Annotated in this window: 14 protein-coding genes; 7 read left to right on the forward strand and 7 right to left on the reverse strand. The window is 64.8% G+C overall.

Annotated features, from left to right (window positions below):
- Nucleotides 1–31 precede the first annotated feature (31 nt).
- The 7 genes from ACZ9H4_RS29160 (at nt 32) to ACZ9H4_RS29190 (ending at nt 6,759) form a co-directional block, all read left to right on the forward strand.
- Nucleotides 32–1,552: a CoA-acylating methylmalonate-semialdehyde dehydrogenase gene (locus ACZ9H4_RS29160; RefSeq protein WP_476122113.1), complete on the forward strand. Its 1,521-nt coding sequence runs from the start codon at nt 32–34 to the stop codon at nt 1,550–1,552.
- Between the two features lie 28 nt (nt 1,553–1,580).
- Nucleotides 1,581–2,495 carry a 3-hydroxyisobutyrate dehydrogenase gene (gene mmsB / locus ACZ9H4_RS29165; protein WP_476122115.1) on the forward strand — a complete coding sequence of 305 codons (915 nt, stop codon included), beginning with the start codon at nt 1,581–1,583 and terminating at the stop codon, nt 2,493–2,495.
- The gene (locus ACZ9H4_RS29170) at nt 2,492–3,316 is read left to right on the forward strand and encodes an enoyl-CoA hydratase (protein WP_476122117.1); all 825 of its coding nucleotides are present in this window, start codon (nt 2,492–2,494) and stop codon (nt 3,314–3,316) included. Before mmsB ends, ACZ9H4_RS29170 begins: the two co-directional genes overlap by 4 nt.
- Nucleotides 3,316–4,458, forward strand: a complete 1,143-nt coding sequence (locus ACZ9H4_RS29175) for an enoyl-CoA hydratase/isomerase family protein (protein WP_476122119.1) — start codon at nt 3,316–3,318, stop codon at nt 4,456–4,458. The genes ACZ9H4_RS29170 and ACZ9H4_RS29175 overlap by 1 nt, the downstream gene beginning before the upstream one ends.
- A gap of 550 nt (nt 4,459–5,008) precedes the next feature.
- The gene (locus ACZ9H4_RS29180) at nt 5,009–5,191 is read left to right on the forward strand and encodes a CsbD family protein (RefSeq protein WP_408138674.1); all 183 of its coding nucleotides are present in this window, start codon (nt 5,009–5,011) and stop codon (nt 5,189–5,191) included.
- A gap of 125 nt (nt 5,192–5,316) precedes the next feature.
- Nucleotides 5,317–5,559: a CsbD family protein gene (locus ACZ9H4_RS29185; RefSeq protein ID WP_408138672.1), complete on the forward strand. Its 243-nt coding sequence runs from the start codon at nt 5,317–5,319 to the stop codon at nt 5,557–5,559.
- Between the two features lie 114 nt (nt 5,560–5,673).
- Nucleotides 5,674–6,759, forward strand: coding sequence for an AI-2E family transporter (locus ACZ9H4_RS29190; protein WP_408138670.1), 1,086 nt, complete (start codon nt 5,674–5,676; stop codon nt 6,757–6,759).
- Nucleotides 6,760–6,805: 46 nt separating this feature from the next.
- Here ACZ9H4_RS29190 and ACZ9H4_RS29195 read toward each other — a convergent pair whose 3' ends face one another.
- From ACZ9H4_RS29195 to ACZ9H4_RS29225, 7 genes are all read right to left on the reverse strand, one after another.
- Nucleotides 6,806–6,931 carry a hypothetical protein gene (locus tag ACZ9H4_RS29195; RefSeq protein ID WP_476122314.1) on the reverse strand — a complete coding sequence of 42 codons (126 nt, stop codon included), beginning with the start codon at nt 6,929–6,931 and terminating at the stop codon, nt 6,806–6,808.
- 251 nt (nt 6,932–7,182) lie between these two features.
- The gene (locus ACZ9H4_RS29200; protein ID WP_476122122.1) at nt 7,183–8,229 is read right to left on the reverse strand and encodes an XdhC family protein; all 1,047 of its coding nucleotides are present in this window, start codon (nt 8,227–8,229) and stop codon (nt 7,183–7,185) included.
- A gap of 70 nt (nt 8,230–8,299) precedes the next feature.
- On the reverse strand, nt 8,300–9,670 hold the full coding sequence (locus tag ACZ9H4_RS29205) for an MFS transporter (protein ID WP_408156893.1): 1,371 nt from the start codon (nt 9,668–9,670) through the stop codon (nt 8,300–8,302).
- Nucleotides 9,671–9,729: 59 nt separating this feature from the next.
- Entirely contained in the window at nt 9,730–11,391 is a 1,662-nt protein-coding gene (locus ACZ9H4_RS29210) for a UbiD family decarboxylase (protein WP_408323506.1), read from the reverse strand.
- Between the two features lie 201 nt (nt 11,392–11,592).
- Complete coding sequence (locus ACZ9H4_RS29215; protein WP_408323507.1) at nt 11,593–13,065, reverse strand: NAD-dependent succinate-semialdehyde dehydrogenase; 1,473 nt, start codon at nt 13,063–13,065, stop codon at nt 11,593–11,595.
- Nucleotides 13,066–13,164: 99 nt separating this feature from the next.
- Nucleotides 13,165–13,749 carry a UbiX family flavin prenyltransferase gene (locus tag ACZ9H4_RS29220; protein ID WP_408138658.1) on the reverse strand — a complete coding sequence of 195 codons (585 nt, stop codon included), beginning with the start codon at nt 13,747–13,749 and terminating at the stop codon, nt 13,165–13,167.
- Nucleotides 13,736–15,403, reverse strand: coding sequence for a UbiD family decarboxylase (locus ACZ9H4_RS29225; RefSeq protein ID WP_408156885.1), 1,668 nt, complete (start codon nt 15,401–15,403; stop codon nt 13,736–13,738). The genes ACZ9H4_RS29220 and ACZ9H4_RS29225 overlap by 14 nt, the downstream gene beginning before the upstream one ends.
- Between the last annotated feature and the right edge of the window lie 43 nt (nt 15,404–15,446).

The raw sequence follows: 15,446 nt of genomic DNA on the forward strand, positions 1-15,446 counted from the left end.
CGCCGCGCGGCCCACGCACAGGAGTTTCAGCATGAGCGCAATTGCTTCGAACCAGGCCGTCGCCAACGTCAAGCTGCTGATCAACGGCGAGTTCGTCGATTCGACAACCCGCGAATGGCGCGACATCGTCAATCCCGCCACCCAGGAAGTGCTGGCGCGCGTGCCGTTCGCGACAGCCGACGAAGTCAACGAAGCGGTGCGTAGCGCGCATGCCGCGTTCAAGACCTGGAAGGACACGCCGATCGGCGCGCGCATGCGCATCATGCTGAAGTACCAGGCGCTGATTCGCGAGCACATGCCGCGCATCGCGAAGACGCTGAGCGCCGAGCAGGGCAAGACGATTCCCGACGCCGAGGGCGACATCTTCCGCGGACTCGAAGTGGTCGAGCATGCGTGCTCGATCGGCACGCTGCAGCAGGGCGAATTCGCGGAGAACGTCGCGGGTGGCGTGGACACCTACACGCTGCGCCAGCCGCTCGGCGTGTGCGCCGGCATCACGCCGTTCAACTTCCCCGCGATGATCCCGCTGTGGATGTTTCCGATGGCGATCGTCTGCGGCAATACCTTCGTGCTCAAACCGTCGGAACAGGACCCGCTCTCGACGATGCAGCTGGTCGAGCTCGCGCTCGAAGCCGGCGTGCCGAAGGGCGTGCTGAACGTGGTGCACGGCGGCAAGGAAGTGGTCGACGCGCTCTGCACGCACGAGCTGATCAAGGCGATTTCGTTCGTCGGTTCGACGGCGGTCGGCACGCACGTGTACCGCCTCGGCAGCGAGCACGGCAAGCGCGTGCAGTCGATGATGGGCGCGAAGAATCACGCGGTGGTGCTGCCCGACGCGAACCGCGAGCAGACCTTGAACGCGCTCGCCGGCGCGGGCTTCGGCGCGGCCGGACAACGCTGCATGGCGACTTCGGTGGTAGTGCTGGTGGGCGCCGCGCAGCAGTGGTTGCCCGAGCTCGTCGCGAAGGCGAAGACGCTCAAGGTCAACGCGGGCAACCAGCCGAATACCGACGTTGGCCCGGTGGTCTCGCGCGCGGCAAAGCAACGCATTCTCGGATTGATCGATGCGGGTGTGAAAGAAGGCGCGACGCTCGCGCTCGACGGCCGCGACGTGAAGGTGCCCGGCTACGAGCAAGGCAACTTCATCGGCCCGACGATTTTCACCGACGTCACCACGGAAATGGAAATCTACCGCACCGAAATTTTCGGTCCGGTGCTGCAGGTGCTGAACGTCGCCACGTTCGACGACGCGATCGCACTTGTCAATCGCAATCCGTTCGGCAACGGCGTCGGTCTGTTCACGCAGAGTGGCGCGGCGGCACGCAAATTCCAGAGCGAAATCGACATCGGCCAGGTCGGCATCAACATTCCGATTCCGGTGCCGGTGCCGTTCTTCAGCTTCACCGGCTCGCGCGGCTCGAAGCTCGGCGACCTCGGTCCCTACGGCAAACAGGTCGTGCAGTTCTACACGCAGACCAAGACCGTCACGGCCCGCTGGTTCGACGACGACACGGTCAACGACGGCGTCAACACGACCATCAGCCTGCGCTGAGCGGCGCGCGAAAAACGGAGACGACATCATGAAAATAGGCTTTATCGGACTCGGCAATATGGGCGCGCCGATGGCGCACAACCTGCTGAAAGCGGGCCACGCGCTCAATGTATTCGACCTGAACGCGCAAGCCTTGCAGGCGCTCGTCGATGCGGGCGCGAAGGCGGCCGGTTCGCCGAAAGCGGCCGTGACCGACGTGGAGTGCGTGATCACGATGCTGCCCGCCGCCGCGCATGTGCGCAGCGTACTAAGCGCGGACGACGGGGTGTTCGCGGGCATCGCGAAGGGCGTGACGATCATCGATTCGAGCACGATCGATCCCGCCAGCGTGACGGCCTTCGCCGAACTCGCGGCGCAGCATGGCAACACCTTCGTCGATGCGCCGGTGTCCGGCGGCACGGGCGGCGCGGCGGCGGGCACGCTGACCTTCATGGTCGGCGGCAGCGCGAGCGCGTACGAACAGGTCAAGCCGGTGCTCGGCGCGATGGGCAGGAACATCGTCCATTGCGGCGGAACCGGCACCGGCCAGGTCGCGAAGATCTGCAACAACCTCGTGCTCGGCATCACGATGGCGGGCGTGGCCGAGGCGATGTCGCTGGGCGAGGCGCTCGGCATCGACGCGAAGGTGCTCGGCGGCATCATCAATACCTCGACGGGGCGCTGCTGGAGTTCGGACACGTATAACCCGATGCCCGGCGTGATCGAAACCGCGCCGTCGACGCGCGGCTACACCGGCGGCTTCGGTACCGATCTGATGCTCAAGGACCTGGGGCTCGCCACCGACGCCGCCCGCAGCGCGCGTCAACCGGTCTATCTCGGCGCGCTCGCGCAGCAGCTTTATCAAACGATGAGCACGAAAGGCGCGGGACGTCTCGACTTTTCGGCGGTCATCAAGCTTTATCGTCACACTGCCGACGACGGCACGCAAGGAGGCGCGCGATGATCGAACTCTCCTACGCGCACGAAGGCGCCGTCGCGCAACTGACGCTCAAGCGCCCGCCCGCGAACGCATTCACCGCCGATGGCCTGCTGCAATTGCAGCACACCGTCGAACGGCTGAATGGCGAGGCACGCGTGCGCGCGATCGTGATTACCGGTGACGGCCCGAAGTTTTTCAGCGCGGGCGCCGATCTGAACACGTTTGCCGACGGCAACCGCGAAGTCGCGCGCACGGCGGCGGCACGCTTCGGCGCGGCTTTCGAAACGTTGCAGAACACGCGGCCCGTCGTGATCGCGGCGATCAACGGTTATGCGATGGGCGGCGGACTCGAATGCGCGCTCGCGTGCGACATCCGCATTGCCGAACAGCATGCGCTGCTGGCGCTGCCGGAGACCGCGGTCGGCCTGCTGCCGTGCGGATGCGGCACGCAGACGCTGCCCTGGCTGGTCGGCGAAGGCTGGGCCAAACGGATGATACTGACCGGCGAGCGTGTCGATGCAACGACCGCGTTGCGCATCGGTCTCGTCGAAGAAGTGGTGGAAAAAGGCGCCGCGCTCGACGCCGCGCTGAAGATGGCCGCGCGTGTCGCCGGTCTGAGTCCGCAAGCGGTCGGCTTCAGCAAGACGCTGATCCATCAGGCACGCAACGGCGTGCCGCGCGCGGCGGCGCTGGCGCTGGAACGCGAGCGCTTCGTCGATCTGTTCGACGGCGCCGATCAGCGTGAAGGGGTCAACGCGTTTCTCGAAAAGCGCACGCCGCGCTGGCAGGCGGACTCGCCTACGCAAACAGGGCAGACCACCCACGCACAGACGGAGATTCATTGATGAGCGCCTTGCAAAGCATCGCGCCCGATGTGGGCGCGGAGGCGGAGCGCGAGATTCTGTTTCGCGTCGTCAACCGCGTGGCGATCATCACGCTGAACCGGCCGGCCGCGCTCAATGCGCTCTCGCATGCGATGGTGCGTGAGCTTGCCGTGCTGGTCGAACATTGCCGCCATGACAGCGGCATCGTCGCGCTCGTGCTCAAGGGCGCGGGTACGAAAGGCTTTTGCGCCGGCGGCGATGTGCGCGAAGTGCATCGGCTGGCGAAGAATGGCGATCATCGCTGGCTTGCGTTTTTCGTCGACGAGTACCGGCTCGACTACGCGCTGCACACCTTCGCGAAACCGGTGGTCGCGTTGCTTGACGGCATTGCGATGGGCGGAGGCATGGGGCTCGGTCAGGCGGCGCGGCTGCGCATCGTCACCGAGCGCAGCAAGATCGCGATGCCGGAGACGCGTATCGGTTTTTTGCCGGACGTCGGCGCGACGCGTTTTCTGAGCGTGATGCCGGTGGAACTCGAGCTTTATGTCGGGCTGAGCGGCGCGACCTTGTCCGGCGCCGATGCATTGCGTCTGCAACTGGCTGACCTGTGCGTGCCGGCGGAATGGCTCGCAAGCTTCGAGGAACGTTTGCAGCGCATGTCGCATGACGGCGATTTGATGACCGCGTTGCGCGGTGTGTTCGAGCCGCCGTGCAACATCGTTCCGCATGCCGCGTTGGAGCCGTTGACGCAATCGATCGCCCGGCACTTCGACCGGCGCTCGAGCGTCGAGCGGATCATCGCAACGTTGCGCCACGATCTGGAGCGCGAGCCGCCGCGCGAGGTGAAACAGTGGTTGCAGTCCACGCACGACGCACTGACCGGCCACTCGCCGACGATGCTCTGCGTCACACGGGAAGCGCTGTTACGCGGCCGGCAGATGACGCTCGCCGAGTGTTTCCGCATGGAGCTGGGCATCGTCAAACGGGTGATCGAGGAGGGTGATTTCTGCGAAGGGGTGCGGGCGCAGTTGATCGACAAGGATCGCAAAGCGCGCTGGGCGCCCGCGACGCTCGCGGAAGTGCGGCCGGAACGGGTCCGGCATTTTCTCGCTTCGCCGTGGAAGAGCGAGGAACATCCGCTGGCCGGGTTGGGGACGGAGTAGCGAAGATGCGGCGCAACGGCGCAACTGCGCAGAGCGCGCGCTATTGGGCGCGAGCAGCCTCCGGCAAGAATTGCAATCGATGCGCTGTACCGGAACAGGAATTTCCGCTCACCGGCAAGGCGAACGCGAGCGGCAATCTGGCGAGTCGTCATCTGACAGTCGGTAGCACGTCCGCGATCGCAGCCTCGCGCTGACTGACTCGCGCGCACGGTCACGAAGGCCGCATGCGTGGTTTTTTCCAGCGGTACTCCCTTCCTCCGACGTCCCCAGGCACAAAGTGTGCTGACATCCCCAAATTGTTGCTCCGAAGCGGATCGCGCAAAGCGAAGCGGTCCACGAAATGATGTTGGAGTGATGCGCGGGTCGAATGCAGGTGCAACGGATGCCATGCGCGGCATCGGGCAACATGCATCGAAGCGGTGCAGCGAACCCGCAACCGGTGCCCACGACGAACGCGCTCGCACGTAGCACCGCAACGTTGCAACCCACCCGGCAATTCATTCATCTCCAGCATCACCTGTCTGCAACTCAATCGTTTGGGGAAAACGTCATGGACAAGAATCGTATCGAAGGTGAAGCGAAGCAACTCAAGGGCTCGGTGAAGGAAGCGATCGGCAAGGTCACAGGCAATCGCATGACACAGGCCGAGGGCGCGGCTGAAAAGCTGGCCGGCCGGGTGCAGGCGAAGCTCGGTGAAGCGGTCGACGCGCTGCGCGACCGCGCGAAAAGGTAGGGCGATCATCGCCACGCGCCGCAGCGCTGCCCCTCGATCAGTTTCAGGCCCGTAGAGCGGCATACGCTCAACGGGCGCAAACTCACCTCTCACCTCTCCCTCTTAAACCTCAAAGGACAATCACGATGAATGCAAACCAGCTCGACGGAACGCTCAAAGACGCAGCGGGTCAAGTGCAGGACGCCGTCGGCGGCCTGACGGGCGATCTCGACTTGCAGGCCGAGGGCAAGGTCCGCCAGCTATCCGGGCAAGCGCAGGCGAAATACGGCGAAAGCGTCGAGCAACTCGCCGAAGCGACGCGCAATAATCCGCTCGGCGCGTTGCTGATCGCGGCGGGCGTCGGCTTTCTGCTAGGCAAGCTGTTGTAGCCGATCCACGGCACGCGTTTCCAATCCCGCGGCCGCCGGATATTGTCCGATGTTCCCGGCGCGCTCGAGGCGCCGGATCTCGTCGTCTACTCATCGTCTACTCGAGGAAGGTTCATGCTGGGATTCGATGTCTGCACGGCCAGAAAAGTCTGGACCGCGTCCTTGATCGCGCTGCTGTTTTTCGTCATCTATATCGCGTCGACCACCGTGCTGGTGGTGGTGTTCGCGGTGTTCTTCAGCTATCTGATCTACCCGATGGTCGAACTCGTCGAGCGCGTCAGGCCGCGCCGCATGCCGCGGGTCGCATCGATCGCGCTGGTGTTCGTGGTCGTCGTCGCGCTCATCGCAGTGGTCGGTTCGATCTTCGGCGTGCAGTTGCAGGATCAGGCGACGCATCTGTTCGCGCAACTGCCCACCTTGCTGAAGTCGGATGTGCCCAGTCGCTTACCGTTGCCGCACTTTCTCGAACCATTGCGCGAACGGATCGTCGATTTCGTGCGCAGCCAGATCGAGACCGGTTCCGACAAGGCCGTGCCGGTGGCCCGCAGCGTCGGGCTCGGCGTCGTGCATGCGGCGAGCAATCTGATCTACCTCGTGCTGATTCCGATTCTGAGCTTTCTGCTGATCAAGGAAGGTCCGCAGATGCGCGACGCGTTTCTCGAACTGCTGACGGCGCGACATCGCACGCTGTGGGCGGAGATCGTCACGGACCTGAACGTGCTGTTGTCGAAGTACGTGCGTGCGTTGCTGTTTTTATCGCTGGCCACGCTGATCTGCTATGGCGTCGCGTTCTCGCTGCTCGGCGTGCCTTACGCGTTCCTGCTCGCGGTGAGCGCGGGCTTGCTGGAGTTCGTCCCGTTTGCCGGACCGCTCGCCGCTGTCGCGATCACGCTGGTGGTCGCGGTGTTCAGCGGCTATCCGCATCTGCTGTGGCTGGTGGTTTTTATCGGGCTGTACCGGCTGTTTCAGGACTATGTGCTCAACCCTTATCTGATGAGCGAAGGCGTGGAGGTCAGCCCGTTTCTCGTCATCGTCGGGCTGCTGGCGGGGGATCAGCTCGGTGGCGTCGCGGGTATTTTTCTCGCCGTGCCCGTGATCGCGATGTTGAAGATCATCATCGGCCGAGCGAGAGTTTTTTACGCGGCGTCGCACGCTGAAGGCGAAACCGCGCGGCGCGCATTGACCGGGAAAACCGATTGATGGCGAAAGCCCGATGCCCCACGCCGAACACACGACACGCGGTGCTTCAACAGAACGTGTCGCGCATTGCGCTCGGTACTTCGAACAGCACGTAGCCGAGAAAGAAGATGCCCGCGCCGGCGCCGAACACGGCAGGGGAGAAACCGGGCTCGCCGCAGACTTTGCATTTCACGCAGATTCTGTGGGCACCTTATCCGTTCGATATTATCAACGCCGCCGGGAACCGCGCTCAGGATGCGGCCAGGGAGCATGATGAGATTCTGCAGGCGCATGCATCAGGAGACGTCACCGCCACGATGCTCGCAATGCGCAAGCACATCGAGTCGGGCTGGACGGTCTTGAAGTCAGTCAGGTAGTCGATTGCAGAATTCGCCCAGTGAGGCGGTGATGGCTATGAATGGAGTCGGAATAACTGGCCACTATCTACGTGAATGAATGACGCTCCGCTACGGCGCAGTTCGTCTGTTCATTCACCGCGATTTCCAGCGTGGTTTTCGCTTCTTCGACCCGAAATTCGCCGGGTAATGCCACACCGTTCTTGACCGCTGTAATTTCGGCGAGGATCGACACCGCGATTTCCGGCGGCGTACGGCTGCCGATATAAATGCCAACGGGCCCGCGCAACCGGGCAAGTTCATGTTTGTTGAGATCGAAATGGGTTTCGAGCCGCTCGCGTCTTGCGGCATTGTTGCGGCGCGAGCCCAGCGCGCCTACGTAGAATGCGGGCGTTCTGATCGCCTCCATCAACGCGAGGTCGTCGAGCTTCGGGTCGTGCGTGAGCGCAATGACCGCGCAGCGCTCATCGAGCTTCATGTCGAGCACGGTGTCGTCCGGCATCGAACGCACGAGCGTCGTGCCCGGTACGTGCCAGCCGTCGGTGTACTCCTCTCGCGGATCGCACACGGTCACCTGATAGTCGAGGCCGAGTGCGATCTGGCAAAGATAGTTCGAGAGCTGACCAGCACCGATCACGAGCATCCGGTAACGCGGACCGTGAAGGGTCAGCAGCCGGTGCCCGTCGAAATCGGTGCCGTCGGTCGAGTGCGCCGGCATGAGCCTCGCCGCGCCGCTTGCCATGTCGAGCGAGCGCGCGACGAGTTCCCCGGCGGCTACCCGGCGATACAAATCGTCGATGCCGCTCGCACGCGTCAGCGGTTCGAGCACCAGCTCGATCGTGCCGCCGCACGGCAATCCGAAGCGATGCGCCTCGTCCGCGGAGATGCCGTACTTCAGCGCTTGCGGGACCGTCTGCTCGATGCCGAGCCGGCGCACGCGGTCAATCAGGTCGTCCTCGATGCAGCCGCCGGATACCGAGCCGACCACCGAGCCGTCTTCGCAGATTGCCAGCATCGCGCCTTCGGGCCGCGGCGACGAGCCCCACGTCTTGACTACGGTGACAAGCAGCACGCGACGGCCGCTTTCGATCCAGCGAACACTCGCCTTCAGCACTTCGAGATTGACGCTATCCATGAAGATAATTACCTGTTGGAGCCGCCGGTCCCGCACCGGCGCCGTATGACAAGGCTTCGGAAGACACTCGCTAGTGCCGCGACAGCGCCGAGCGCAAGGACATTTCTCGCGCGGCTTCTGGCGTGATGGTCCTGTTGAGCATGAAGCAGGCGACACCGGCCGCCAGCATCGGCAGCGCACCGAGAAGAAAGATCGTTCCGATCGGCGTTCCGACGGCGATCAGGACACCGGCGAGCAGCGGGCCGACGATGGCGCCGATGCGCGCCACCGCGAAGGAGGCGCCGGTCGCGGTCGACCGGATGAAGGTCGGATAGATCATGCTCGAAATGGCATTGAGGCCGATATTCCCACCCAGCACCAGCAGACCCGAGACCAGCGCCATCGCCATGGTGAGACCGGCGCCGGTACCGGCACCCATTCCGACGGCCAGCCCGAGGGCCGCCACGGGAATGGCGCCGAGGATCATCGTGAGCGTCATCACCGATACGCCCTTTCTGTCGATCATCCAGCCGAAGAACCAGCTGAAGCCGGCACCAAGCTGGAACAGGGCCTGGCTGCGGGCCGCATTGGCGAAGCCGATTTCATCGGTCAGCAACGTCGTCATCCACTGCGACAGGAAGAAGTGGGTGACGAAGGAAAAGCCGAGCGCCAGCCACAGGAAGCCGGTCATGGCCGAACGACCCTCAGTGAAGAGGTGCCTTACCGGCACCCCCGTGCGCGCCTGCTCCTGGATGGTGAAGCGCGTGTCGTCCGCGAATTGCGCGCTGGGTTTCAGCTTGCGGGCATAGGCCAGGATGCGCTGGCTGGTGGGGTTGCGCAGGGCCAGGTAGCGGATGGATTCAGGCAGGCCGGCGAACAGGACGATGCCCACCACCACGGCGCCGGCGCCTCCGACATAGAAGACCGAGCGCCAGCCATGGGCCGGGATGATCTCCGCCGCGAGAAGGCCGCCGCCGGACGAGCCGGCGGTGTAACCGAGATAGAGCAGGGTAATGATCAGCCCCCGCTTACCCGAGCGGGCATAGTCCGTGATCAGCGACACCGCCATCGGCATGCCGCCGCCGATGCCGAGCGCGGCGCAAAAGCGCAGGATCGACAGTTCGACCAGATTGTGGGCGAACGGCACGGCGAAAGTGAAGCCGCCGAACAGCGTGGTGGCCAGCAGGATCGCGCGCCGCCGGCCGATGCGGTCGGCCAGCATGGCAAAGACGACCGAACCGGCCATCCAGCCGATGATGCTCACGTTGAACACGGGCGTCATCAGGGCCCGGTTGATGCCCCACTCCTTGATGATGCCGGGGGCGGCGTAATTCAAAGCCTGATTGTCGAAGCCGTCCGCCAGCATGACGAGGGCGCACAGAACGAAGAGGGTCACGGTGAACCAGCTGCGCTCCTGCGTCTCGACGACGTGGGCGATATCGACGGTATTCTTTTGAGTCATGGCGGTCTCCGGATGCCTCTGCTCCAGGGGTTGTTTACATTCGGCTGGCGCGTTGGAGCTCACTCGCTGTGGCCGCCCGAGGCCTCGCGCACCGGTGTTTCCGGCTTTACGCCGCCACGCCGGTTGGCCCAGGTGCGCTCGCCCGTCTCGCGCCAGCCGCCGGAGGTCGCCGCCTCTGCATACTCATCCCAGCGTTTGTCCCAGTCGCCCAGGTGATAGCCGTGCCATGGCGGCTGCGGCGTGAGGGCGGGGAGTTCCAGCTCTTCCCAGATCTTGCGTGCCGCGCTCATGTATGGCTCCTTCGGCAGGGCCAGCGGCGGCATGGCGTGCTTCAGCGTCGCGTCGATCAGCAGGGTGCTTTCGAGCGGCGCGCGACCGGACTTGGGGCCATGGCCGCTGGCGCGATAGGGCGTCACGTGCAGGTCGTGGGTGAAGTCGGCGCGATAGGCCAACGACCAGAAGATCGCATCGGCGTTTTCCGGGTTGATATCCTCGGAGACGGCGATGACCAGCTTGCCGCACTGCGCCTGGAGCGTCGCGGCCCCTTGCAGGCCGCGCCAGACTTCCGCCTGCTGCGTGCCGCGCGCAAACTGCAGGAAGATCACCTTGCGCAGGTTGGTCAGCGGCTCGTGCATCACCACCCGCTCGATGCCGCGCACGCCCATCACCTTGCGCAGATGCTCGAGGTACAAGGGCTCGTAGGCCACTTTCTTCAGCACGGAGCTTTCGCTGGGCGTGACCTGGCTGATGATCGAGACGAAGACGGGCTTCTTCTTCATCGTGATCGCGGTGACGTGCATGGACATGTTGTAGTCTTCGAGCGCGATGTGGCCGTGGCTTTCGCCGAACGGGCCTTCGGGCTCCAACGCATCGGTGTCGATCAGGCCTTCGATCACGATTTCGGCATCGGCGGGAACGACGAGATCGATGGTCTTGCAGCGCACCACTTCGACCGGCGCGCGCATCAGGCCGCCGGCGACGGCCATCTCGTCCTGGTCGATCTGGAGCTTCTGCGGCCCGGTGAACAGCACGGCGGGCGCGCAGCCTAGCACGATGGCACACGGCATCTGCTGGCCCTTGGCCCGATATTTCTCCCAATGGAGATAACCGCCGGCTCCTGACAGGCGGCTCGCCATGCGCACACCCAGCCGGTTCTCCGACTTCAGCGCGGCGCGGTAAGTGCCCATGTTCTGAACGCCGCTCTCGGGATCTTTGGTCACGCAAAGCGTCGCGGTCAGGTAAGGCGCCGCGTCGAAGCCGGGCGTGGAAACCGGCACGGGCAGGCGCGACAGGCCTTTCTCCTTCAGCGCATCGCCGCTGATCACCACCTCCTGGCAGGGCGCCTGCGTCACCGTGACGGGGGCAACCGGCTCGGCGATCGCCTCCGTCCAGGCCTTGCCGATCTGCTCGACCGGCAGGCCGAGGCCGGTGGCGTAAATCTCGGGCGAGGCGGCAAGCCCGCCGATCAGCACCGGGATGTCATAAGTCTGGCCGTCGCCGTCCACCACATTGGTGAACAGGAAAGCGCGGCGCTGATCTTCGTGCAGCCCGCCCTGGAACTGCCAGCGCGCGAGCGGGTGCAGCTCCGTGTCCTTGTTGATCGGCCGCTCGATGCGGGTCAGCAGCCCCTTGGCCTCCAGCCGGGCGATATGTTCCTGCAGGTCGCGCGGGGCTCCGCCGGCGGCGGCCGTTTGCGAAAGATCGTGAGGCGATGATGACATTCTGTCTCCTTGATATGAAACCCAATGGGTGGGTAAGTTTGCATGATTGTATGATTGCATGCCGATGTTGAGGGTGTCAACGCGGCTTTACCCACTGACGCATGGCGCCCAGGCGGCGTCTGGACTGCTGTCGAACGACTGCTGGGCGTTGGTTCTGGCCTGACGAATTCGGGCCGGCAACTGGCGCCGAAGCGGCATCGCTCAGAGACCACCCATGCACAGGTACTTGATCTCGAGATATTCCTCGATGCCGTATTTCGAGCCTTCGCGGCCCAAGCCGGATTGCTTGACGCCGCCGAACGGCGCGACTTCGTTCGAGATCAGGCCGGTGTTGATGCCGACCATGCCGTATTCGAGCGCCTCGGCCACTCGCCAGACCCGGCCGATGTCGCGGCTGTAGAAGTAGGCGGCGAGACCGAACTCGGTGGCGTTCGCCGCCGCGACGGCCTCGTGCTCGTCGTGGAAGCGGAACAGCGGGGCGACCGGGCCAAAGGTTTCCTCGGTGGCGAAGCGCATCGACGCGGTGACGCCCTCGACCACGGTCGGCTCGAAGAAAAGTGTGCCGGGCGCAAGGCGCTTGCCGCCGGCGAGCACGCGTGCGCCGTGCGACACCGCGTCGGCGATGTGCGCTTCGACCTTCTCGACGGCAGCCTCATTGATGAGTGGGCCCTGCGTGACGCCGCTCTCGAAACCGTTGCCGACCTTGATACGCGCGACTGCCGCCGCGAATTTTTCGGCGAACGCGTCGTACACGCTGTCCTGCACGTAGAAGCGGTTCGTGCACACGCAGGTTTGCCCGGCGTTCCGATACTTCGAGGCGAGCGCGCCTTCGACCGCCGCGTCGAGATCGGCGTCGTCGAACACGATGAACGGCGCGTTGCCGCCCAGTTCGAGCGAAAGCTTCTTGACCGTCGGCGCGCACTGGCTCATCAGCAGTCGGCCCACTGGCGTCGAGCCCGTGAACGAGAGCTTGCGCACGATCGGGTTGGCGGTCATCTCCGCGCCGATCGCGCGCGGATCGCCGACGACCACGCTGAACACGCCGGACGGTACGCCCGCACGATGCGCGAGTTCGGCCAGCGCGAGCGCCGAGAGCGGCGTGGCTTCGGCCGGCTTCACGATCATCGCGCAGCCGGCGGCGAGCGCGGGCGCGACCTTGCGGGTGATCATCGCAGCCGGGAAGTTCCACGGCGTGATCGCGGCGCAGACGCCGATCGGCTCCTTCGTCACCAGCATCCGCTTGTCGGCGGCCGGCGAGGCGAGCACGTCGCCGTCGATCCGTTTGGCCTGCTCGGCGAACCATTCGATGAACGACGCCGCGTAACCGATCTCGCCTTTCGCTTCCGCGAGCGGCTTGCCTTGCTCGGCCGACATGATGATCGCGAGGTCGTCCGTGTTCGCGATCATCAGCGCGTGCCAGCGCTTCAGGACCGCCGCGCGCTGCGCCGCGGTGAGCGCGCGCCAGCCGCGCTGCGCGCGTTCGCCGGTTTCGATCGCGCGGCGTGTTTCGACGCCGGTCATCAGTGGCACGTCGGCGATCTTCTCGCCGGTGGCGGGATCATTGACGGCGAATGTGCGGGCATCGTCGGCACCACACCAGGCGCCGTCGATGTAGGCGAGCGTGCGCAACAGGCTCGGGTCGGCGAGCCGGGAAAGCGGATTGGATTCAGTCATGATCGTCGCAAAGGGCGGCCCGCCGACGCACGCGGCGCGGCGGTCCTGTGATGTTGATGAAAGCGGGGCGGCGTCTGCGTTACTGCCGCATGACCAGGCTTATGGCTGCTCTTTCCAGCGCTTGACCACGCCGGTATCGATGTCGAACAGATCGAGCATGCGGCCGACCGTGTGATTGACGATGTCGTCGATCGTTTGCGGTTTCGAGTAGAACGCCGGGACGATCGGCGCGATGACCGCGCCCATGTCCGAGAGCTGCACGAGCGTGCGCAGGTGTCCGCCGTGCAACGGCGTCTCGCGCACACCGAGCACGAGACGCCGGCGCTCCTTCAACACGACGTCGGCGGCACGGCTGACCAGCGAGCTCGTGATGCCGGTGGCGATCTCGCTCATCGAGCGCACCGAGCACGGCACGATCAGCATGCCCTTCGTCTTGAACGAGCCCGAGGAAATGGCCGCGCCGATGTCGCCGGGCGAATACCAGTGCGACGCGCGCGCGCGCAGGTCGGCGGCGCGGACGTCGGTTTCGTAGGTCATCGTCAACTCGGCGGCCTTGCTGATCACGAGATGCGTCTCGACGCCCGCCTCGGCGAGAAGTTCGAGCGCGCGAATCCCGTAGATCACGCCGGATGCGCCGGTGATGCCGACGATGATCCGCTCCGGAGTACCGTTATTCATCGCCACGATCGCCCTCGACGCCGCGTACCGGCGAATTCGGTTCGACGCCGCTGCGGCGGCGCGTCTGGTAGGACGCGTCGCGCTGCATCCATTCGCCGCGCGTCGCCTGCTCGGCGTTGCGATCCCATTCCTCGGTCCAGTCGCCGAGCGAGTAGCCGTACCACGGCGACTCCGGCTTCAGCTTCGGCAGGCCGAGACGTTCCCACAGCACCTTCGCGTTCTCCATGTATTCCTTCTTCGGCAGCGCGAGCGGCGGCATGGGCGTTTTCATCGTCGCGTCGATCAGCATGGCCGAATCGAGGCCGGTTGCGTGGTCCGAGCGCGGACCGTGGCCCGGCTCGCGGTACGGAATCAGCTTCACATCCTCGACCGGATTGCAGCGATAGCCCATCGCCCAGAACACGGCGTCCGCGTTGTCGGGATCGATGTCGTCGTCGATCGCGATCACGAACTTGCCGATCGCGGCCTGCAGCGACATCGTGCCGTACAGCGCGCGCCAAACCTCGGTGCGTTTCGCGCCGCGCTCGAACTGCAGGAATACGAAGCGCCGCAAATTCGTGAGCGGCTCGTGCAGCGACACCTTGCGGATGCCGCGAATGCCCAGATGGTCGCGCAAGTGGCGCAGGAACATGGGCTCGTAGGCGAGACGTTTGATGACGCTCGATTCGGACGGCGTGACCTGCGAGATGATCGATGTCAGTACTGCGTCCTTGCGGCGCGTGATTGCCGTGACTTCGATGGAGAGGTTGTAGTCTTCGAGCGCGACGTAACCGTGGCTTTCGCCGAACGGACCTTCCGGTTCGAGATACTGCGGATCGACGTAACCCTCGACGACGACCTCCGCCTCGGCCGGCACCAGCAGATCGACGGTGCGGCCCTTGACGACGCGGATCGGCGCACCGGCGAGGCCGCCGGCGACACTCAGTTCATCGACGTTCGGGCGCAGTTTCTGCGGGCCCTGGAACGCGACGAGCGGCGGCGCGCCGAGCACGATGGCGACCGGCATCTTCTCGCCCTTCGCCGCGTACTTGCGCCAATGGTCGAGGCCGCCCGCGCGCAGGTTCACGAGCATCATCATGCCGAGCCGCGTGGCCGACTTCAGGTGGCCGCGATAGGTGCCCATGTTCTGCACGCCGGTTTCCGGATCGCGCGAGATCACACCGGTCATCGTCATGTACGGCGCGGCATCGAAGCCCGGCGTCGAGATCGGCAGCGGCAGCGATTCGAGGCCGTTGCCCGGACCTTCGAGGTCCTTACCTTCGATCACGATGTCATGCACGGGGCCGCTTTCAACGACGACAGGGGGCACCGGATTGTCGATCGCACGGTTCCACGCGTCGCCGATGTCGTCGAGCGACGGCACGTTCATGCCGATCCGGTAGATCTCCGGATTCGCGGCGATGCCGCCGACGATGACCGGAATGTCGTACTTGCGGCCCTTGCTATCGACGATATTCGTGAAGAGGAATGCCTTGCGATCGGCTTCCGGAATGCCGCCGCGGAACTGCCAGCGCACGAGCGGATGCATCTCGGTGTCCTTATTGACCGGCTCGTCGATCCGGTACAGCAAGCCCGCCGCTTCGAGGCGCGCGATGTGTTCGTGCAGGTCCGCGTACCCGGCTTGCGCGGAAGACGTGGAAGTGGTGTCTTGATCAGCCATGGCTAGATGTCCCGTGAAGCGCCGCGTTGCGCGGCGTCCTTAT

It is taken from the genome of Paraburkholderia sp. TE9906 (assembly GCF_056279605.1).